19 protein-coding genes are annotated in these 18,594 nt (G+C 71.0%); 15 read left to right on the top strand and 4 right to left on the bottom strand.

What is annotated here, in order from left to right; all coding sequences use genetic code 11:
• Positions 1-10 precede the first annotated feature (10 nt).
• The 7 genes from ACIDOF_RS00695 to ACIDOF_RS00665 all read left to right on the top strand — a co-directional run bounded on the left by ACIDOF_RS00695 (position 11) and on the right by ACIDOF_RS00665 (position 8,223).
• On the top strand, positions 11-1,771 hold the full coding sequence (locus ACIDOF_RS00695; protein WP_409003600.1) for an ABC transporter substrate-binding protein: 1,761 nt from the start codon (positions 11-13) through the stop codon (positions 1,769-1,771).
• Positions 1,772-1,884: 113 nt separating this feature from the next.
• The gene (locus tag ACIDOF_RS00690; RefSeq protein ID WP_409003599.1) at positions 1,885-2,886 is read left to right on the top strand and encodes an ABC transporter permease; all 1,002 of its coding nucleotides are present in this window, start codon (positions 1,885-1,887) and stop codon (positions 2,884-2,886) included.
• A complete protein-coding gene (locus ACIDOF_RS00685; protein ID WP_409003598.1) occupies positions 2,883-3,980 on the top strand; it encodes an ABC transporter ATP-binding protein in 1,098 nt (365 codons plus the stop codon). The genes ACIDOF_RS00690 and ACIDOF_RS00685 overlap by 4 nt, the downstream gene beginning before the upstream one ends.
• Positions 3,981-4,039: 59 nt before the next feature.
• Positions 4,040-5,203 carry an ABC transporter ATP-binding protein gene (locus tag ACIDOF_RS00680; protein WP_409003597.1) on the top strand — a complete coding sequence of 388 codons (1,164 nt, stop codon included), beginning with the start codon at positions 4,040-4,042 and terminating at the stop codon, positions 5,201-5,203.
• A gap of 419 nt (positions 5,204-5,622) precedes the next feature.
• Positions 5,623-6,291, top strand: coding sequence for a trimeric intracellular cation channel family protein (locus ACIDOF_RS00675; protein ID WP_409003596.1), 669 nt, complete (start codon positions 5,623-5,625; stop codon positions 6,289-6,291).
• Between the two features lie 23 nt (positions 6,292-6,314).
• Positions 6,315-7,217: a thioesterase family protein gene (locus ACIDOF_RS00670; RefSeq protein WP_409003595.1), complete on the top strand. Its 903-nt coding sequence runs from the start codon at positions 6,315-6,317 to the stop codon at positions 7,215-7,217.
• A 31-nt stretch (positions 7,218-7,248) separates the two neighbouring features.
• Positions 7,249-8,223: a helix-turn-helix transcriptional regulator gene (locus ACIDOF_RS00665; RefSeq protein ID WP_409003594.1), complete on the top strand. Its 975-nt coding sequence runs from the start codon at positions 7,249-7,251 to the stop codon at positions 8,221-8,223.
• 59 nt (positions 8,224-8,282) lie between these two features.
• Here the strand turns inward: ACIDOF_RS00665 and ACIDOF_RS00660 are convergent, their stop codons facing one another.
• Complete coding sequence (locus ACIDOF_RS00660; RefSeq protein WP_409003593.1) at positions 8,283-8,918, bottom strand: TetR family transcriptional regulator; 636 nt, start codon at positions 8,916-8,918, stop codon at positions 8,283-8,285.
• A 101-nt stretch (positions 8,919-9,019) separates the two neighbouring features.
• Here ACIDOF_RS00660 and ACIDOF_RS00655 point away from each other — a divergent pair, with 101 nt between their 5' ends.
• Positions 9,020-9,178 carry a hypothetical protein gene (locus ACIDOF_RS00655; protein ID WP_409003592.1) on the top strand — a complete coding sequence of 53 codons (159 nt, stop codon included), beginning with the start codon at positions 9,020-9,022 and terminating at the stop codon, positions 9,176-9,178.
• A 5-nt stretch (positions 9,179-9,183) separates the two neighbouring features.
• Complete coding sequence (locus tag ACIDOF_RS00650; protein WP_409003591.1) at positions 9,184-9,486, top strand: DUF4190 domain-containing protein; 303 nt, start codon at positions 9,184-9,186, stop codon at positions 9,484-9,486.
• A 21-nt stretch (positions 9,487-9,507) separates the two neighbouring features.
• Here ACIDOF_RS00650 and ACIDOF_RS00645 read toward each other — a convergent pair whose 3' ends face one another.
• Positions 9,508-10,353 (bottom strand): alpha/beta fold hydrolase, encoded by an 846-nt coding sequence (locus ACIDOF_RS00645; protein ID WP_409003590.1) that lies wholly within the window; start codon positions 10,351-10,353, stop codon positions 9,508-9,510.
• Positions 10,354-10,465: 112 nt separating this feature from the next.
• On the opposite strand from ACIDOF_RS00645, the gene ACIDOF_RS00640 reads away from it, so the two are divergent.
• The gene (locus ACIDOF_RS00640; protein WP_409003589.1) at positions 10,466-11,650 is read left to right on the top strand and encodes a cysteine desulfurase family protein; all 1,185 of its coding nucleotides are present in this window, start codon (positions 10,466-10,468) and stop codon (positions 11,648-11,650) included.
• Here ACIDOF_RS00640 and ACIDOF_RS00635 read toward each other — a convergent pair.
• Entirely contained in the window at positions 11,647-12,327 is a 681-nt protein-coding gene (locus ACIDOF_RS00635; RefSeq protein WP_409003588.1) for an N-acetylmuramoyl-L-alanine amidase, read from the bottom strand. The two genes, ACIDOF_RS00640 and ACIDOF_RS00635, sit on opposite strands and share 4 nt — an antisense overlap.
• A 77-nt stretch (positions 12,328-12,404) precedes the next feature.
• Between ACIDOF_RS00635 and mnmA the strand changes: the two genes are divergently transcribed.
• A complete protein-coding gene (gene mnmA / locus ACIDOF_RS00630) occupies positions 12,405-13,535 on the top strand; it encodes a tRNA 2-thiouridine(34) synthase MnmA (protein WP_409003587.1) in 1,131 nt (376 codons plus the stop codon).
• 43 nt (positions 13,536-13,578) lie between these two features.
• On the opposite strand, the gene ACIDOF_RS00625 is transcribed toward mnmA, so the two are convergent.
• Positions 13,579-13,908: a DUF427 domain-containing protein gene (locus tag ACIDOF_RS00625; protein WP_409003586.1), complete on the bottom strand. Its 330-nt coding sequence runs from the start codon at positions 13,906-13,908 to the stop codon at positions 13,579-13,581.
• A 179-nt stretch (positions 13,909-14,087) separates the two neighbouring features.
• Between ACIDOF_RS00625 and ACIDOF_RS00620 the strand changes: the two genes are divergently transcribed.
• From ACIDOF_RS00620 to ligA, 4 genes are read left to right on the top strand one after another with little or no spacing between them, the layout of a single operon-like run.
• The gene (locus tag ACIDOF_RS00620; RefSeq protein ID WP_409003585.1) at positions 14,088-14,633 is read left to right on the top strand and encodes a TIGR00730 family Rossman fold protein; all 546 of its coding nucleotides are present in this window, start codon (positions 14,088-14,090) and stop codon (positions 14,631-14,633) included.
• A 16-nt stretch (positions 14,634-14,649) separates the two neighbouring features.
• On the top strand, positions 14,650-15,348 hold the full coding sequence (locus tag ACIDOF_RS00615; RefSeq protein WP_409003584.1) for an SDR family oxidoreductase: 699 nt from the start codon (positions 14,650-14,652) through the stop codon (positions 15,346-15,348).
• Positions 15,345-16,340, top strand: coding sequence for a methionine synthase (locus ACIDOF_RS00610; protein WP_409003583.1), 996 nt, complete (start codon positions 15,345-15,347; stop codon positions 16,338-16,340). Before ACIDOF_RS00615 ends, ACIDOF_RS00610 begins: the two co-directional genes overlap by 4 nt.
• A gap of 22 nt (positions 16,341-16,362) precedes the next feature.
• On the top strand, positions 16,363-18,564 hold the full coding sequence (gene ligA, locus ACIDOF_RS00605; RefSeq protein WP_409003582.1) for an NAD-dependent DNA ligase LigA: 2,202 nt from the start codon (positions 16,363-16,365) through the stop codon (positions 18,562-18,564).
• Positions 18,565-18,594: the final 30 nt, after the last annotated feature.

Genomic DNA, 18,594 nt, shown 5'->3' with positions numbered 1-18,594 from the left:
ATGCGAGAAAATGCCCACTTCCACGAAACGCAGGTTCACCGCCGGTGCGGCGCTCGTCGTAGCCGCCCTGATGACCACCACGGCTTGCGGCGGTGGCGGCGGCGAAGAGGAGAGCGGCGAGGGTGCCGGCTACAACGCGGGCATCGGCAAGATCGCCAACAAGTCGAACAAGAAGGGCGGCACGCTCAAGTTCATCGCGAAGCAGCCCATCGACTCGGCCGACCCGCAGCGCGCCTACTACGGCATGACCTGGGACTTCATGCGCTACTACACGCGCACCCTGGTCACGTACGACACCAAGCCCGGCGAGGCCTCCAACAACCTCGTCCCCGACCTCGCCGAGTCCAAGGCCGAGATCAGCGACGACGGCAAGACCTACACGTACAAGCTGCGTGAGGGTCTGACCTGGGAGGACGGCTCCAAGCTGACCTCCAAGGACATCAAGTACGGCATCGAGCGCATCTGGGCCACCGAGGTCATCACCGGCGGCCCCGCCTACCTGAAGCAGGTCCTCGACCCCAAGGGCGAGTACGAGGGCCCGTACAAGGACAAGTCGAAGGACAAGCTCGGCCTGAAGGCGATCGAGACCCCGGACGACCGGACGATCATCTTCAAGCTGCCGCAGCCCAACAGCGACTTCGAGAACATGCTGGCCATGCCCTCCGGCTCCCCCGTGAAGCAGGAGAAGGACACCAAGGCCAAGTACGCGAACATGCCGTTCTCGTCCGGCCCGTACAAGTTCGAGTCGTACCGGCCCGGCAAGAGCCTCACTCTCGTCCGCAACAAGGCGTGGAAGAAGTCCTCGGACCCGGTCCGCCCCGCGCTGCCCGACAAGGTCACCGTCACCTTCTCCGCCAACAAGGAGGAGAACGACAAGAAGCTGATCGCGGGCGAGTACGACATCGACATGAACGGCACCGGTATGACCCAGTCGGGCCGTATCACCGCCATTCAGGACCACAAGGCCAACGTCGACAACATGGAGACGGACTTCATCCGGTACGTCGCCCTGGTCACCAAGACGAAGCCGCTCGACAACGTCGAGTGCCGCAAGGCCGTCTTCTACGGCACCGACTTCGCCGCTCTGCAGAAGACCCGCGGCGGCAAGCTCGCGGCCGGCGAGATCGCCACCAACGCGCTGCCCAAGTCCATCCCGGGCGCGGACGACTACGACCCGTACGGCGTCCTGGAGCGCAAGGGCAAGCCGGACGCCGCCAAGGCCAAGGACGCGCTGAAGAAGTGCGGCAAGCCGAACGGCTTCTCCACCAAGATCACCGCGCGGACCGACAACCCCGGTGAGAAGGAAGCGGCCACGCAGCTGCAGCAGGACCTCGGCAAGGTCGGCATCAAGCTCGAGGTCGACACCATCCTCGGCTCCGAGTCGTCCTCCATCACCGGCTCGCCCGCCGTCACCAAGAAGCGCGGCTACGGCATGGTGATGAGCGGCTGGGGCCCGGACTTCCCGTCCGGCCAGGGCTTCGCGCAGCCGCTCTTCGACAGCCGCTTCATCGCCGAGAACGGCAACTACAACGAGGCGCAGATCGAGGACAAGAAGATCGACAAGTACTTCGACGACGCCATCGCGGCCAAGTCGCCGGAGGACGCCGCCAAGATCTACACCGACCTCAACCACCGTGTGATGGACCTGGCCGTGTGGATGCCGTTCCTGCAGGAGAAGAACATCACCTGGCGCGGCAACGACGTGACCAACGTGTACTCCTCCGCCGCCTACAGCGGCCGCTACGACTACATCATGCTCGGCAAGAAGTAGTCGTCAGCCCGTCCCTCTCGCCGAACCCCGCCAGTCCGAAGGGCAGGTGATGGCCCCGGTCGGCGGCCGGATCCCCGCAACCCGGAGATCCGGCCGCCGACGGGCCGCGCACAGTGCTTGCTTATCTCATCCGGCGCCTGGGCGCCGTCATCGTGATGGTGCTGGTCGTGCTGCTCACGACCTTCGTCATCTTCTACATGCTGCCCAAGTGGGCCGGCCAGGACCTCGCCGTGCTCTTCGCCGGCAAGAACTCCGGCGCCGAGCAACTGGAGGGCATCCGGCAGAAGTTGGGCCTCAGCGACCCGCTGCTCGTGCAGTTCTGGGAATTCGTACGAGGCATCCCGTTCGGCCGGACGTTCGCCAACGGTGACGACGTCACCCAGTGCCCCGCGCCCTGCCTCGGCTACTCGTTCCGCACCGAAGCGCCCGTCTGGGACACCCTCAAGGACGCGCTTCCGGTCACCATGGCGATGGCGGGCGGTGCGGCCGTGCTCTGGCTGCTCGGCGGTGTCACCAGCGGTGTGGTCTCCGCGCTCAAGCGGGGCACCATCTGGGACCGTTCGGCGATGGTCGCCGCGCTCTCCGGCGTCTCCATGCCGATCTTCTTCACCGGCATGATCATGATGGGCATCTTCGTCCACAGCCTCGGCTGGATCCACATCGACGACACCCTCACCGCCGGCGACTCCCTCGGCACCTGGATCGAGACGCTGATCCTGCCGTGGATCGTGCTCGCCTTCCTGCACGCCGCGATGTACGCCCGCCTCACCCGCGCCACCATGCTGGAAGTGCTCGGCGAGGACTACATCCGCACCGCGCGCGCCAAGGGCGTCACCGAACCCGTGGTGATCAGGCGGCACGCGCTGCGCTCCACGATGACCCCGATCCTGACGGTCTTCGGCCTGGACCTCGGCGTGCTCCTGGGCGGCGCCATCCTCACCGAAGTCACCTTCAACCTGCCGGGCCTGGGCAACGAGGCGGTCAAGGCGATCGACGGCAAGGACCTGCCGATGATCCTCGGCGTGACGCTGTGCGCGGCACTCGCGATCGCCATCGCCAACCTCCTCGTAGACCTGATGTACGCCGTCATCGACCCGCGAGTGAGGCTCGGATGAGCGACCTGAAGAAGACCGGAGCCGCCGTCGGCGAGCCGGTCACCGACTCTCCCGCACCCTCCGCGTTCCTCGAAGTACGCGACCTGAAGGTGCACTTCCCCACCGACGACGGCCTGGTGAAGTCCGTCGACGGCCTCAGCTTCCAGCTGGAGAAGGGCCAGACCCTCGGCATCGTGGGCGAGTCCGGCTCCGGCAAGTCCGTGACCTCGCTCGGCATCATGGGCCTGCACACCGCCGGCCAGTACGGCAAGCGCAAGGCGCAGATCTCCGGCGAGATCTGGCTGGACGGCAAGGAGTTGCTGTCCAGCGACCCGGACGAGGTGCGCCGGCTGCGCGGCCGCGACATGGCGATGATCTTCCAGGATCCGCTGTCGGCCCTGCACCCGTACTACACGATCGGCAAGCAGATCGTGGAGGCGTACCGGGTCCACCACGACGTCGACAAGAAGACCGCGCGCAAGCGGGCCATCGAGATGCTCGACCGCGTCGGCATCCCGCAGCCCGACAAGCGCGTGGACGCCTACCCGCACGAGTTCTCCGGCGGCATGCGGCAGCGCGCGATGATCGCGATGTCGCTCGTCAACAACCCCGAACTCCTCATCGCCGACGAGCCGACCACCGCGCTCGACGTGACGGTGCAGGCGCAGATCCTGGACCTGATCCGCGATCTGCAGAAGGAGTTCGGCTCGGCCGTCATCATCATCACCCACGACCTCGGCGTGGTCGCCGAGCTCGCGGACAACATCCTGGTGATGTACGGCGGCCGCTGCGTCGAGCGCGGCCCCGCCGAGAAGGTCTTCTACGAGCCCCAACACCCGTACACCTGGGGCCTGTTGGGTTCGATGCCGCGCATCGACAAGGAGCAGACCGAGCGCCTCATCCCGGTCAAGGGCTCCCCGCCCTCGCTGATCAACATCCCGTCCGGCTGCGCCTTCAACCCGCGCTGCCCGTACGCGGACCTGCCCAAGGACAACGTGACCCGCACGGTCCGCCCCGAGCTGGCCGAGAGCGACGCCGGCCACTGGAGCGCCTGCCACCTCACGCGGGAACAGCGGGAACGTATCTGGACCGAAGAGATTGCGCCCAAGCTGTGAGCGAAGAGCGAAGCGAAGACCGTAGCGAAGCCCGTACCGACGACGGGGAACTCCGCGAGATGCGCGAGAACAACGAGGACCGTCCGCCGGCGCCCGAGACCGGCTCGGTGTCGACCGTGGCGGACCCCGCGCCCGGCGAGGTGCTGCTCAAGGTCAGCGGACTGCAGAAGCACTTCCCCATCCGCAAGGGCGTCCTGCAGCGGCAGGTCGGCTCGGTCAAGGCCGTCGACGGCATCGACTTCGACGTGCGCTCGGGGGAAACCCTGGGCGTCGTCGGCGAGTCCGGCTGCGGCAAGTCCACCATGGGCCGTCTGATCACGCGCCTGCTCGAACCGACCGCAGGCACGGTCGAGTTCGAGGGCCGGGACATCACGCACCTCGGCGTGCGCGGCATGCGGCCGATGCGCCGCGACGTCCAGATGATCTTCCAGGACCCGTACTCGTCGCTGAACCCGCGGCACACCGTCGGCTCGATCGTCTCGGCGCCGTTCAAGCTGCAGGGCGTCACGCCCGAGGGCGGCGTCAAGAAGGAGGTCCAGCGCCTCCTGGAGGTCGTCGGCCTCAACCCCGAGCACTACAACCGCTACCCGCACGAATTCTCCGGCGGCCAGCGGCAACGCATCGGCATCGCCCGGGCGTTGGCCCTCAAGCCGAAGCTGGTCGTCGCCGACGAGCCGGTCTCGGCGCTCGACGTGTCGATCCAGGCCCAGGTGGTCAACCTCCTCGACGACCTGCAGGAGGAGCTCGGCCTCACCTACGTGATCATCGCCCACGACCTGTCGGTCATCCGGCACGTCTCGGACCGGATCGCGGTGATGTACCTCGGCAAGATCGTCGAGCTGGCGGACCGCAAGTCGCTGTACGAGTCGCCCATGCACCCGTACACGAAGGCGCTGCTCTCCGCGGTGCCGGTACCGGATCCGCGCCGGCGGGCGGCGAAGAGCGAGCGGATCCTGCTCCGCGGTGACGTGCCGTCCCCGATCGCCCCGCCGAGCGGCTGCCGTTTCCACACGCGGTGCTGGAAGGCGACGCAGATCTGCAAGACGGCGGAGCCGCCGCTGCTCTCCCTGGCCACGGGGCACCAGGTGGCCTGCCACCACCCGGAGAACGCGGCGGACCAGGCGCCGCAGGACACGGTTCTGCTGACCGCGGCGGTCAAGGCGGCGGAGACGGCGGGGGTGGAGGTTCCGGAGAACGCGACCCCCACCACGGACGAGTCCTGACCCCCAGGGGGCTCCGCCCCCGGCCCCCCGCCTCCTCAATCGCCGGAGGGGCTAGCGGGGTTCGTTGTCGGCTTTTCCGCCGTCGTGGCTGGTCGCGCAGTTCCCCGCGCCCCTATCGGGGCACGTCCCCACCTGCCCCCTGCCCCGCCGCGGGTGGGCGGGGACGAGGGCGGGCCCCCGCACCCCGCTGTGGGTGGGTGGGGTTGGGGCGGGATCCCACCCTCCCCCCCGCCCCCCGCTGTGGGCAGGCGTTCCGCAGGGCGGAACGGGTGGGCACAGCGGTCACCACGACGGTGGGGAAGCCGAACGACGGCCCCTGAGGAGCCCCTCCGGCGTGTGAGGAGCGGGGGCCCGGGGGCGGAGCCCCCTGGGGTGGGCGTGGCGAGCCGCACCTGCACGGACCGTGCACAATTCACCCCGTGTTCCAGGACCTCTTCACCCCTTCCGTCCAGCACAGCCTCGATCTGGCCGGAATCTTCGTCTTCGCCATCTCCGGGGCCCTACTGGCCGTACGCAAGAACTTCGACGTCTTCGGCATCGCCGTACTCGCCGAGGTCACCGCGCTCGGCGGCGGAATCTTCCGGGACGTGATCATCGGCGCCGTGCCCCCGGCCGCCTTCACGGACCTCGGCTACTTCGTCATGCCGCTCTTCGCCGCCGCGCTCGTCTTCTTCCTGCACCCGGAGGTCGAGCGGATCAACCGTGCGGTGAACGTCTTCGACGCGGCCGGCCTCGGCCTGTTCTGCGTCACGGGCACCGTGAAGGCGTACGAGTACGGGCTCGGCCTCACCTCGTCGGCCGCGCTCGGCCTGGCCACGGCGGTCGGCGGCGGTGTGCTGCGCGACGTGCTCGCGAACGAGGTCCCGTCGCTGCTGCGCTGGGACCGTGACCTGTACGCCGTGCCGGCGATGGTCGGCGCCGGCATCGTCGTCCTCTGCATCCGCTTCGACGCGCTCAACCCGCTGACCAGCGGGATCGCCGTCGTCACCGCGTTCGTCCTGCGGCTGCTCGCCATGGCGCGGCACTGGCGGGCCCCGCGCGCCTGGAACCGGCGGTCCGCCGTCGAAGAAAAAGCTACCGCTCAGTAGTTTCCTGTTGTACCGTGCTGGCCATGACTCAGGGCACGACACAGGACGCGGCGCCGAGCGCGACCTCGGCCGCCATCGGCGACGGCTCGGCCGTCATCGGCGACAGCGAGTTCGACCGCGACACCGCCGTGGTGCGCCGCGAACCGGGCGTCTACGACATCGACCTGTCCGCGGGCTGGACCATCATCAACGCCGTCAACGGCGGCTATCTCCTCGCCGTCATCGGCCGCGCCCTCGCCGACGCCCTGCCGCACAGCGACCCGTTCACCATCTCCGCGCACTACCTCACCGCCTCCCAGCCGGGTCCGGCCGTGATCCGCACGGAGACGGTCCGCGCCGGCCGCACTCTCTCCAACGGGCAGGCCTCCCTGTTCCAGTACGAGGCCGACGGCACCGAGGTCGAACGCATCCGCGTCATCGCCTCGTACGGAGACCTGGACGCCCTGCCCGACGACGTCCGCACCTCCGCCGAGCCCCCGGCCATCCCGCCGATCGAGCAGTGCTTCGGCCCGCAGGACGCGCCGGACGACGCCCCCGTGCAGGGCAGTACCGCCATCGCCGAGCGGCTCTGGCTGAAGCTCGACCCGGCCACCCTCGGCTGGGCGCTCGGCGCGCCCTCCGGCAAGGGGGAGATGCGCGCCTGGTTCGGGCTCGCCGACGGCCGCGACGCCGACCCGCTCTCGCTGCTCCTCGCCGTGGACGCGCTGCCGCCGACCGCGTTCGAGCTGGGCCTGTCCGGCTGGGTGCCGACCGTCGAGCTGACCGTGCACGTCCGCTGCCGTCCCGCGCCCGGGCCGCTGCGCGTCGCGATCTCCACCCGCAACCTCGCCGGGGGCTTCCTGGAGGAGGACGCCGAGGTCTGGGACAGCGCGGGCCGACTCGTCGCCCAGTCCCGCCAGTTGGCCAGGACCGTCCTCGCCCGCTGAGGCTCTTGGGCCGTAGGCGATCCTGGGTGGCGTGAAGTCCGAACGGCTGCTCTCCATCCTGCTGCTGCTCCAGACCCGCGGCCGCGTACCCGCGCACGAGCTCGCCGAGCGCCTCGAGGTCTCCGTACGCACCATCTACCGCGACGTCGAGGCGCTCTCCGGCAGCGGCGTCCCGGTGTACGCGGAGCGCGGGCGGCACGGCGGCATCGCGCTGCTGCCCGGCTACCGCACGGACGTCACGGGGCTCACGGCCGACGAGTCGCGCTCCCTGTTCGTGCTCGCCGCGGAGGGTACGCACGCCGCGCTCGGCCTGGACTCCGCGATCGGCTCGGCGCTGCGCAAGGTCATGGCCGCGCTCCCCGCCCCGCACCGGCCCGCCGCCGAGCTGGCCGCGCGGCGCATCCTCGTCGACCCGGTGCGCTGGCTCGGCGGACCGCAGCCCGCCGTCGACCTGGAGGCGCTGCAGGACGCGGTGTTCAGCGACCGGCGCGTGCACGTGCGGTACCGGCACAGCGGCGCCTCCGCTGCCCGGGCCTACACCGTCGACCCGTACGGCCTCGTCTCGAAGGCCGGCGTCTGGTACCTGGTCGCCGACCGGGACGGCGCGCCCCAGCTCCTGCGCGTCGACCGGGTCGAGGCGGCGGCCGTGACGGACGAGCCGGTGCGCAGGCGCGACGGCGTCGAACTCGCCGACGTTTGGGCGGAGTTGCGGCGCCGGGTGGAGGACCGGGCGGGGGCGATCGCCGTGGAGGCGCGGGTGCGGCGGCCGTGGCTCGACATGTTCGTCCGCATGAACGGCGCGTACATGACGGAGCCGCCCGGCTCGTCCGACTCGGAGTGGGTGCCGGTCCGCCTCGCCTTCGGCGACATCCGCGAGTCCCGCCAGCTCCTCGCCTTCACCGACCGCGCCGAGGTCCTCTCCCCGAGGGAGGTGCGGGAGGAACTGGCGAGGGCGGCGGCCTCGATCGTGTCGTTGTACGACGACGCCGACTCGCGCGCCCCGTAAGGCGGCGCGGGGAACTGTGCGCCCAGCGACCACGGCGCGGCAGACGAACGTGCCGGGCCTCAGTCCTCGTCCAGCCAGTGCGCGCTGCCGACCGCCAGGAGGCGCAGGCGGCGGCGGGCCGTGTGGGCGGCCTCGGCGCGGGGGCCGGGGCCGGTCGCCTCCAGGAACTCCGAGGACGTCATCACCATCAGGTCCACGTACATCCCGCCGAGCATCCGCAGGTCCGCCCCGCTCCAGCCGTGCGCCCCCGCGTCCGCCGCCAGGACGCGCGTCAACTCCTCGGCGAACCGGTCGAGTTGGGCCGCGATGGCCGTACGCACCGGCTCCACCGCGCCGTACCGTTCGCGGGCGACGAAGCGGAAGTGGGCGGGCTGCTCGGCGACATGACGGGCGATCAGCTCCACGCTGCGCTCGATCCGCCGCTCCGTGTCCCCGGTCTCCGCGAGGATCGCGCCGATCATGCCGTGCAGGCTCTCCAGGGCCTCGTCGACCAGGGCCACGCCGAGCGCGGGGATGTCGGCGAAGTGGCGGTAGAACGCGGCGGGGGAGAGGCCGGCCGCGCGGGTCACCTCACGCAGGCCGAGGCTGCCGAGGCTCTGCCGCTCCAGCAGCTCCAGGCTCGCGGACAGCAGGGCCTGGCGGGTCCTCAACTTCTGTGCCTGTCGCGATCCGGCGGGCTCGGCGGTGTGACTCATGGCATTCAGTAAACAACTGTTCTCCGCCGTACGGGACACCGCGAGCCTTTAGACTGTGGAGTCAGTGAACAGTCGTACGCTGAAATTCTGAGAGGCGCATCGTGATCGCACTTGTCGCCGCACTTCTGCTGTTGGGCGTGCTGCTCGGCTCGGTCGCCCAACTCCCGTTCTCCGTCTCCCTCGTGGCCGCCGCCGTGATCGCCGGCTGGCTGGCCCTCTTCGCCGTGCGCGAGCAGCTCGCGCGCCACCGTTCGGAGTGAGTCCTGTGTCCACGTCGTCTGTGCCGGCCGTCGACCGGAAGCCTTCCGTCCGCACGCCTGGGCCCGCGGGCGTCACCTCGCGCCCCGACGCCATGGCCGTCGCGTCCTTCGTCCTCGGCCTCGTCGGACTGCTCGTCCTGAACGTCGTCCTCGGCCCGATCGCCGTCGCCCTGGCCTGTCTCGCCCTCCGCGGCGGCACCTCCCGGCGCGGCCGCGCGTTCCTCGGGCTCGGCCTGGGCGTCGCCGACCTGGTCGTCCTCGCCGCCCTGACCGCCGCGAACGGCACGGTGGCCTGGAACTTGGGCTGACCTCGCGGCGGCGTTCCGGGCTCAGCCGAGAAACCGCAGCAGCTCCGCCGTCAGCTGCGCGGGCGCGTCCTCCTGTACGAGATGGCCCGCGCCCTCGATCGGACGCAGCTCCGCTCCCGGGATCGCCGCCGCCAGCTCGTGGCCCTTCGCGACCGGGATCCAGGTGTCCTCCACGCCCCAGCAGACCAGCACCGGAAGCTCCAACTCCGCGTACCTGTCCTGGATTTCGTCCGTGAACCGCTGGTCGTTCAGGGCGATCTGCCGGTAGAACGCCGCCTGCCCCTTTGGGGTGCACCACGGCGCGAGCAGCCGCTCGAGCACCGCCGGATGCAGCCCGCGGTGGCTCGCCGAGCTCAGGTACTCCCGCACAAGCGCGGCGTGCAGCGGCGCCGGGAGCTGCGCGAACACCTCCGCGTTCGCCCCCAGCAGCCGGTACGTCGGCGAGCCCCACGGCGCGAGCGCCACCGGGTCGACCAGGGCGAGCCGCTCGTACCGCGCCCCGTGCAGCAGATGCGCGCGCAGCGTGACGCAGCCGCCGAAGTCGTGCGCGACGACGGCGGGCGCGTCCAGGCCCCAGTGGTCGAGCAGCTCCGCGAAGACACGGGCCTGCTGCCGGAGGGTGACGTCCTGACCGTCCCGCATCTCCGATGCGCCGTACCCCGGCAGGTCCCACACGTACACCCGGTGGCTCGGCGCGAGCGCGCGGGCCACGGAGCGCCAGACGTACGACGAGAACGGGGTGCCGTGGACGAGTACGACGGGCGGCGCCTCCGGTGCGCCGAGCGCGGCCCAGCGGACTTCGCCGGAAGAGCCGCGGAAGGTGCGGTCGAGTGCCCAGTCCGTGTCAGGTGCCCGATGAGATGTCATGAGCGTAAGGCTATTTGGTACTGACATCCGGCGCCACCGTTTCGCCGGACCCCGTCGTGCCACCCTGCGCCCGCCGTGCCCCCTCCGCACGGCTCGTAGAATCGACCGCACCATGGCCTATCTCGACCACGCCGCGACCACTCCGATGCTTCCGGAGGCGGTCGAGGCGATGACCTCGCAGCTCACCGTCGTCGGCAACGCCTCGTCCCTGCACGCCGCCGGACGGCGGGCGAGGCGCACCGTCGAGGAGGCCCGCGAGACCCTCGCCGAGTCGCTCGGCGCCCGCCCCAGCGAAGTCGTCCTCACCTCCGGCGGCACCGAGGCCGACAACCTCGCCGTCAAGGGCCTCTACTGGGCCCGCCGGGCCGCCGACCCCGCCCGCACCCGCGTCCTCGCCAGCCCCGTCGAGCACCACGCCGTGCTCGACGCGGTGCACTGGCTCGGCGAGCACGAGGGCGCGACCGTCGAGTACCTGCCCGTCGACGCGTACGGCCGCGTGCACCCCGAGGCGCTGCGCGAGGCCCTGGTCCGCAACCCCGACGACGTCGCCCTCGCCACCGTCATGTGGGCCAACAACGAGATCGGCACCGTCATGCCGGTACGCGAACTCGCCGACGTGGCCGCCGAGTTCGGCGTCCCGCTGCACGCCGACGCCGTCCAGGCCTTCGGCCAGCTCCCCGTCGACTTCGGCGCCTCCGGGCTCGCCGCGATGACCGTCAGCGGCCACAAGGTCGGCGGCCCGTACGGCATCGGGGCGCTGCTGCTCGGCCGTGAGTACAGCCCCGTGCCCGTGCTGCACGGCGGCGGGCAGGAGCGGCACGTCCGCTCCGGCACCCTCGACGTCCCCGCCGTCGCGGCGTTCGCCGTCGCCGGGCGGATCGCCGCCGAGCGGCAGGAGTGGTTCGCCCGGGAGATCGGCGGCCTGCGGGACGAGCTGATCGCCGCCGTCCGCGCCGCCGCACCCGACGCGATCCTCGGCGGCGACCCGGAACCCGCCGGGCCCGGCGTCCTCGGCCGGCTGCCCGCCAACGCGCACTTCACGTTCCCCGGCTGCGAGGGCGACTCGCTGCTGCTGCTGCTCGACGCCCAGGGCATCGAGTGCTCCACCGGCTCCGCGTGCACCGCGGGCGTGGCCCAGCCCAGCCACGTCCTGCTCGCCACCGGCACCGACCCGGACCTGGCCCGCGGCACCCTGCGCTTCTCCCTCGGGCACACCACGACCCGCGCCGACGTCGAGGCCGTCGCGAAGGCCATCGGCCCGGCGGTGGAACGGGCCCGGTCGGCGGGGCTCAGCTAGGCCGGTCTCTTCGCCGCCTCCCGGACGAGCCGCATGTACTTGTCCCAGTCCCAGTGGCGGCCCGGGTCCGTGTGCGTCGCGCCCGGGACCTCGTTGTGGCCGATGATGTGCTCGCGGTCGACCGGGATCTCGTACCGCGCGCAGATGTCCGCCGCCAGGCGGGCCGACGAGCGGTACATGACGTCCGTCAGGGTCTCCGGCTTGTCGACGAAGCCCTCGTGCTCGATGCCGATGCTGCGCTCGTTGAACTCGCGGTTGCCCGCGTGGAACGCCACGTCCAGCTCGCGGGCCATCTGCGCGATGTGACCGTCCTTCGCGCGGATCACATAGTGCGCCGCCGCGGCGTGCAGCGGATCGCGGAAGACCCGCACCGCCGTCGCGTAACTGCCCTCCGTGACATGGACGATCACGCGGTCGATCGTGAAGTCCGCCGGCCGGTCCGCATAGCGGAGGTTGGCCTCCGAGGCCGCGATCCACTGCGCGCCCGCCTGGTCCACGTCCCCGTCGTTGCGCTGCTTGTCGATGCCGGGCACCCGCCACCACAGCCGGCCCAGCTCCTCGTGGAACAGCGCGACGCCCGCGCCGACGGTGGCCGCACCGCCGATCAGCAGTCCGCGGCGGCTGACGCCCCGCCCGGACCGCTCCTGCTTCTCGCCGCCGGACTGTTCGTCGGCCACCGCTACCTCCCCGTGCTCCCCGTGATCGTAGAAACGCGCGAAGGGTCCCCGAAGGTTCCGACTACCCTGGAGGAGTTATGAGTGAGATCCCCGCCGCCCCCCAGCGCCGCCTCCGTGTCCTCGCCGCCATGTCCGGCGGGGTCGACTCGGCCGTCGCCGCCGCCCGCGCCGCCGAGGCGGGGCACGACGTGACGGGAGTGCACCTGGCGCTCTCGGCGAACCCGCAGTCCTTCCGTACCGGCGCCCGAGGCTGCTGCACGATCGAGGACTCCCGCGACGCCCGCCGCGCGGCCGACGTCATCGGCATCCCCTTCTACGTGTGGGATCTCGCCGACCGCTTCCGCGAGGACGTGGTCGAGGACTTCGTCGCCGAGTACGAGGCGGGCCGCACCCCCAACCCGTGCCTGCGCTGCAACGAGAAGATCAAGTTCGCCGCGCTCCTCGACAAGGCCCTCGCCCTCGGCTTCGACGCCGTCTGCACCGGGCACTACGCCCAGGTCGTCACGGACGCCGACGGCAACCGCGAACTGCACCGCGCCTCCGACATGGCGAAGGACCAGTCGTACGTCCTCGGCGTCCTGGACGAGCGGCAGCTCGCGCACGCCATGTTCCCGCTCGGCGACACCGTCACCACCAAGGACGAGATCCGCGCGGAGGCCGAGCGCCGCGGCCTCGCCGTCGCCAAGAAGCCCGACTCGCACGACATCTGCTTCATCGCCGACGGCGACACCCAGGGCTTCCTCGCGAACCGCCTCGGCAAGGCGGAGGGCGACATCGTCGACGAGCACGGCACGAAGCTCGGCACCCACGAAGGGGCGTACGGCTACACGATCGGCCAGCGCAAGGGCCTGCGCATCGGCACCCCGGCCCCCGACGGCAAGCCGCGGTACGTCCTGGACATCTCGCCGGTCGACAACACGGTGACGGTCGGCCCGGTCGAGGCCCTCGACGTCGGCGCCCTCACCGCGATCAAGCCCCGCTGGTGCGGCACCGCCCCCGTCGGCGCGGGCGCGTACACGGCCCAGCTGCGCGCCCACGGCGACGAGACCCCGGTGACGGCCGAGGTAGTCGACGGCGAGCTGCGCGTCTCCTTCGCCGAGCCCGTCCGCGGCGTCGCCCCCGGCCAGGCGATCGTGCTCTACGACGGCACGCGCGTGGTCGGCTCGGCCACGATCGCCACCACACAGAAGGCGCCGGCCGCGGCCTAGGGCCAGTCGTCAGTCGCCGACGGCCGCGGCCTGCCCCCGGCCGTCAGTCGCCGACCACCTCGGTCTCGTAGAAGCACAAGTGGTCCTTGATCGCGGCCACTTGAGGCTTCGGCTCCGGGTACGCCCACACCAGGTCGGGCGCGTCCGGCAGCGACCAGTACGAGGCGGTGCCCTTGAACGGGCAGTACGTGTGCGTCTCCGAGGCCGTGAGCAGCTCCGTGCGCACGTCCTGCGGCGGCAGGTAGTAGCGCGCCGGGTACCCGGTCTCGCGCAGCACCAGCGGGCGGGAGCTGTCCGCGATCACCTGCCCGTCCCGCACCACGCGCACGTGCTGAGCGCTCTGCTCGACGGTGATCTCGTGTCCCTCGGCCACGGCGGCCTCCCTGAGTCCGGTCGTGCACTGCGTCGTGTTCCGCGTCACTTCGTACAGCACACGCGCGGTGCCGGATCTTCCCGCCGCACACGCGCGGCGCCGGATGTGCCGCACGCGCGCGTGCAGTTGACCTGATCCGGGCGGGCCGGACTGTCGGCGGCGGCCCGTACGGTGGCTGCATGAACATCTGTGTCTTCCTCTCCGCCGCCGACCTCGACGACCGCTACACCCGCCCCGCCCGCGAGTTCGCGGAACTCCTCGGCAAGGCGGGCCACACGCTGGTGTGGGGCGGCTCCGACGTCGGCCTGATGAAGGTCGTCGCGGACGGCGTGCAGGAGGCGGGCGGCCGGCTCCTCGGCGTCTCCGTGGAGTTCCTGGAGGCCAAGGCCAGGCCCGTCACCGAGCCCGACCGGATGCTGGTCACGGCCGACCTGGCGGAGCGCAAGGCCGCGCTCCTGGAGCATGCCGACGCCGTGGTGATCATGGTCGGCGGCACCGGCACGCTCGACGAGGCCACCGAGATCCTGGAGCTGAAGAAGCACGGCCACACCACCAAGCCCGTGGTGCTCCTGAACACGGCGGGGTTCTACGACGGCCTGAAGACCCAGTTCCGCCGCATGGAGGACGAGGGCTTCCTGCCCGTCCCTCTCACCGACCTGGTGTTCTTCGCGGAGGAGCCGGTCGGCGCCCTCGCCTACCTCGAGGAGTCCATGGGCACCCGCTGACCCGCGGCTTGCGAGAATGTCCGGCATGGCTACCCATGTGATCACCGGAGCGGGCTCCGGCATCGGCGCCGCCGTCGCGCGGCGACTGCACGAGCGCGGCGACGAACTCGTCCTCCTCGCGCGCGACGCCGGCCGCGCCAAGGAACTCGCCGAGCGGTACGAGGGCGCCCGCACCCTCGTCGGCGACCTCGCCGAACCCGACCGCCTCTCCTGGGCGTTCTCGCACCAGACGCTGCCCGACCGGGTCGACTCGCTGCTGCACATCGCGGGCGTCGTCGACCTCGGCCGGGTCGGTGACCTCACCCCCAAGATCTGGCGCCACCAGCTGGAGGTGAACCTCATCGCCCCCGCCGAGCTGACCCGGCACTTCCTGCCCCAACTCCGCGTCGCCCAGGGCCACGTGCTGTTCGTGAACTCCGGCGCGGGCCTGAACGCCCACGCCGACTGGTCGGCGTACGCCGCGTCCAAGCACGGCCTGAAGGCGCTCGCCGACTCCCTGCGCCACGAGGAGAAGCCCAACGGCCTGCGCGTCACCACGGTCTACCCGGGCCGCACGGCGAGCCCCATGCAGGCCAAGGTGCACCAGCAGGAGGGCAAGGAGTACGACGAGGCCCGCTGGATCGACCCCGAGTCCGTCGCCACCACCATCCTCATGGCCCTCGACCTGCCGCGGGACGCGGAGGTCAACGACCTGACGGTGCGGCCCGGCCGATGAGCGCGCACGTCTTCGGCCCCGCCACCGGCGTCGGTTCGATGCCCGGAGGCGACGCCCGCGAGGCCGCGAAAACCGTCACCGGGTCGTTCGAGGACTTCCCGTACCTGGCGGAGCTGCCCGCGCGCGGACCCGGCGCCGACATGATCGGCCGCACCGCCGGCCTCCTCGTCGAGGTCTACGCGCGCGTGGAGCCCAGCGGCTGGCGCATCGGCGACCGCCCCGGCATGGACACCCGCCGCGCCAGGTCCTGGCTCGGCGAGGACCTCGACGCCCTGGAGGAGTACACGCAAGGCTACGAGGGCCCGCTCAAGGTCCAGGCCGTCGGCCCGTGGACGCTCGCCGCCGCCCTGGAGCTGAAGAACGGCGAGGCCGCGCTGTCCGACCCGGGCGCCTGCCGCGACCTCGCGGGCTCCCTGGCCGAGGGCCTCGCCCGGCACCTCGACGACGTACGCCGCCGCGTCCCCGGCGCCACGCCCGTGCTCCAGCTCGACGAGCCGTCCCTCACCGCGGTGCTGCGCGGGCAGATCAAGTCCGCCAGCGGCTACCGCACGCACCGCGCGGTGGACCGCCAGATCGTCGAGGGCACGCTGCGCTCGGTCATGGAGGCGGCGGGCGTCCCCGTCGTGGTCCACTCCTGCGCTCCCGACGTGCCGTTCGCGCTGCTGCGCCGAGCCGGAGTCGCCGGCGTCTCCTTCGACTTCGGCCTCCTCACCGAACGTGACGAGGACGCCATCGGCGAGGCCGTCGAGGGCGGCACGAAGCTGTTCGCGGGCGTCGTGCCGTCCACCGACGCCGCATTGTCGGACCCTGCCAGTAACGTCAGTGGTGTCAGGACGCTGTGGCGCAGGCTGGGGCTGAATCCGGGGTCGCTCGCGGAATCGGTCGTGGTCACGCCGTCGTGCGGACTCGCGGGGGCCTCTCCCGCGTACGCCCGCAAGGCGCTCGCGCACTGTGTCACGGCGGCGAGGTCACTCGCGGACAACCCTGAGTAACCGTTACGGGAGGACGAAGACGGTGGCCGGCGACAAGGACGCACAGACCGCCTCGACCGCGAGCTCCGTGCCCGCGGAAGCGCGCGAGGAGCACGCGAAGCTCGCGGAGCAGATCGAGGAGCACCGCTTCCGGTACTACGTGAAGGACCAGCCGGTCGTCAGCGACGCGGAGTTCGACAAGCTCCTGCGCTCCCTGGAGGCCCTGGAGGAGAAGCACCCGGAGCTGCGCACCCCGGACTCCCCGACGCAGAAGGTCGCGGGGTCGTACGAGACGGAGTTCACCGCGGTCGAGCACCGCGAGCGGATGCTGTCCCTGGACAACGCCTTCGACGACGAGGAGCTGGCCGCGTGGGCCGACCGCGTGGCGAAGGAGGTCGGCTCGGGGGAGTACCACTTCCTGTGCGAGCTGAAGGTCGACGGCCTCGCGGTGAACCTGACGTACGAGCACGGCAGGCTCACGCGCGCCGCCACCCGCGGGGACGGGCGCACGGGCGAGGACATCACGCCCAACGTCCGCACCATCGCGGACATCCCGGAGCGCCTCAAGGGCGAGCGCATCCCGGAGCTCGTGGAGATCCGCGGCGAGGTCTTCTTCCCGATGGAGAAGTTCGAGGAGCTCAACGCCCGCCTGGTCGAGCAGGGCGACAAGCCGTTCGCCAACCCCCGTAACGCGGCGGCGGGTTCGCTGCGCCAGAAGGACCCGCGCGTCACCGCCACCCGCCCGCTGCACATGGTGGTGCACGGCATCGGCGCCCGCGAGGGCTTCGACATCGACTGCCTGAGCCATGCCTACGATCTGCTCCGCGAGTGGGGCCTGCCCACCGCGCAGTACAACAGGGTGGTCGAAGACGTCGACGGCGTGCGGGAGTTCATCGCGTACTACGGCGAGAACCGCCACTCGGTGATGCACGAGATCGACGGCGTGGTCGTCAAGCTCGACGAGATCCCGCTGCAGGGCCGCCTCGGCTCCACCTCCCGCGCGCCCCGCTGGGCCATCGCCTGGAAGTACGCGCCGGAGGAGGTCAACACCAAGCTGGTCAACATCCGCGTCGGCGTCGGCCGCACCGGCCGCGTCACTCCGTACGCGCAGGTGGAGCCGGTCACGGTCGCGGGCTCGGAGGTCGAGTTCGCGACGCTGCACAACCAGGAGGTGGTGAAGGCCAAGGGCGTCTTCATCGGGGACACGGTCGTGCTGCGCAAGGCCGGTGACGTCATCCCGGAGATCCTCGGCCCGGTCGCGGACCTCAGGGACGGCAGCGAGCGGGAGTTCGTGATGCCCGCCGAGTGCCCCGAGTGCGGCACGCCGCTGCGGCCCATGAAGGAGGGGGACATCGACCTGCGCTGCCCCAACTCCCGCTCCTGCCCGGCCCAGTTGCGCGAGCGGCTGTTCTACCTCGCGGGCCGCAAGTGCCTGGACATCGAGAACTTCGGCTATGTCGCGGCCACCGCCCTCACCCAGCCCCTGGAGCCGGCCGAGCCGCCGCTGAAGGACGAGAGCGGCCTGTTCGACCTCACCGTCGAGGAACTCCTGCCCATCAAGTCGTACGTCCTGGACCAGGACTCCGGGCTGCCCAAGCGGGACCCGAAGACCGGCGAGGAGAAGGTCGTCACGTTCTTCGCCAACCAGAAGGGCGAGGCGAAGGCCAACACCCTGGCGATGCTGAAGAACATCCAGGAGGCCAAGGACCGCCCCCTGGCCCGCGTCATCACGGGCCTGTCGATCCGGCACGTCGGCCCGGTCGCCGCCGAGGCGCTGGCCCGCGAGTTCCGTTCCATGGAGCGGATCGAGCAGGCGAGCGAGGAGGAGCTGGCCGCCGTCGAGGGCGTCGGCCCGACCATCGCGGCCTCCCTCAAGCAGTGGTTCGAGGTGGACTGGCACCGCGAGATCATCGACCGCTGGCGGACCGCGGGCGTCCGCATGGAGGAGGAGGGCGCGGCCGACGAAGGGCCGCGTCCGCTGGAGGGCCTGACGGTCGTCGTGACCGGAACGCTGCAGACATATACGCGAGATGGCGCAAAAGAGGCCCTACAGCGTCTTGGAGCCAAGGTGACCGGATCCGTCTCCAAGAAGACGTCTTTTGTGGTGGTTGGTGAGAATCCGGGTTCGAAATATGACAAGGCCATGCAGGTCAAAGTCCCGGTTCTGAACGAAGATGGCTTCGCCGTGCTCCTGGATCAAGGGCCGGACGCCGCGCGGGAAGTCGCACTTTCGGCCGAGGAGTAGCGGTTGAAGGCCACCCGTTCAGCGCATACC

This window comes from Streptomyces sp. Da 82-17, from assembly GCF_046098215.1.
In the GTDB taxonomy this organism is placed as follows: Bacteria; Actinomycetota; Actinomycetes; order Streptomycetales; family Streptomycetaceae; genus Streptomyces.
Note: the sequence above shows the minus strand (reverse complement) of the source record. Positions and strands in the feature narration are given on the sequence as shown.

Bases quoted from the DNA above. Each gene is read 5' to 3' on its own strand.
- ACIDOF_RS00670 (WP_409003595.1), top strand. From the start codon at position 6,315: ATGACTCAGGGCACGACACAGGACGCGGCGCCGAGCGCGACCTCGGCC.
- ACIDOF_RS00680 (WP_409003597.1), top strand. From the start codon at position 4,040: ATGCGCGAGAACAACGAGGACCGTCCGCCGGCGCCCGAGACCGGCTCG.
- ACIDOF_RS00640 (WP_409003589.1), top strand. From the start codon at position 10,466: ATGGCCTATCTCGACCACGCCGCGACCACTCCGATGCTTCCGGAGGCG.
- ACIDOF_RS00610 (WP_409003583.1), top strand. From the start codon at position 15,345: ATGAGCGCGCACGTCTTCGGCCCCGCCACCGGCGTCGGTTCGATGCCC.
- ACIDOF_RS00685 (WP_409003598.1), top strand. From the start codon at position 2,883: ATGAGCGACCTGAAGAAGACCGGAGCCGCCGTCGGCGAGCCGGTCACC.
- mnmA (WP_409003587.1), top strand. From the start codon at position 12,405: ATGAGTGAGATCCCCGCCGCCCCCCAGCGCCGCCTCCGTGTCCTCGCC.
- ACIDOF_RS00620 (WP_409003585.1), top strand. From the start codon at position 14,088: ATGAACATCTGTGTCTTCCTCTCCGCCGCCGACCTCGACGACCGCTAC.
- ACIDOF_RS00645 (WP_409003590.1), bottom strand. From the start codon at position 10,353: ATGACATCTCATCGGGCACCTGACACGGACTGGGCACTCGACCGCACC.
- ACIDOF_RS00660 (WP_409003593.1), bottom strand. From the start codon at position 8,918: ATGAGTCACACCGCCGAGCCCGCCGGATCGCGACAGGCACAGAAGTTG.
- ACIDOF_RS00615 (WP_409003584.1), top strand. From the start codon at position 14,650: ATGTCCGGCATGGCTACCCATGTGATCACCGGAGCGGGCTCCGGCATC.
- ACIDOF_RS00695 (WP_409003600.1), top strand. From the start codon at position 11: ATGCCCACTTCCACGAAACGCAGGTTCACCGCCGGTGCGGCGCTCGTC.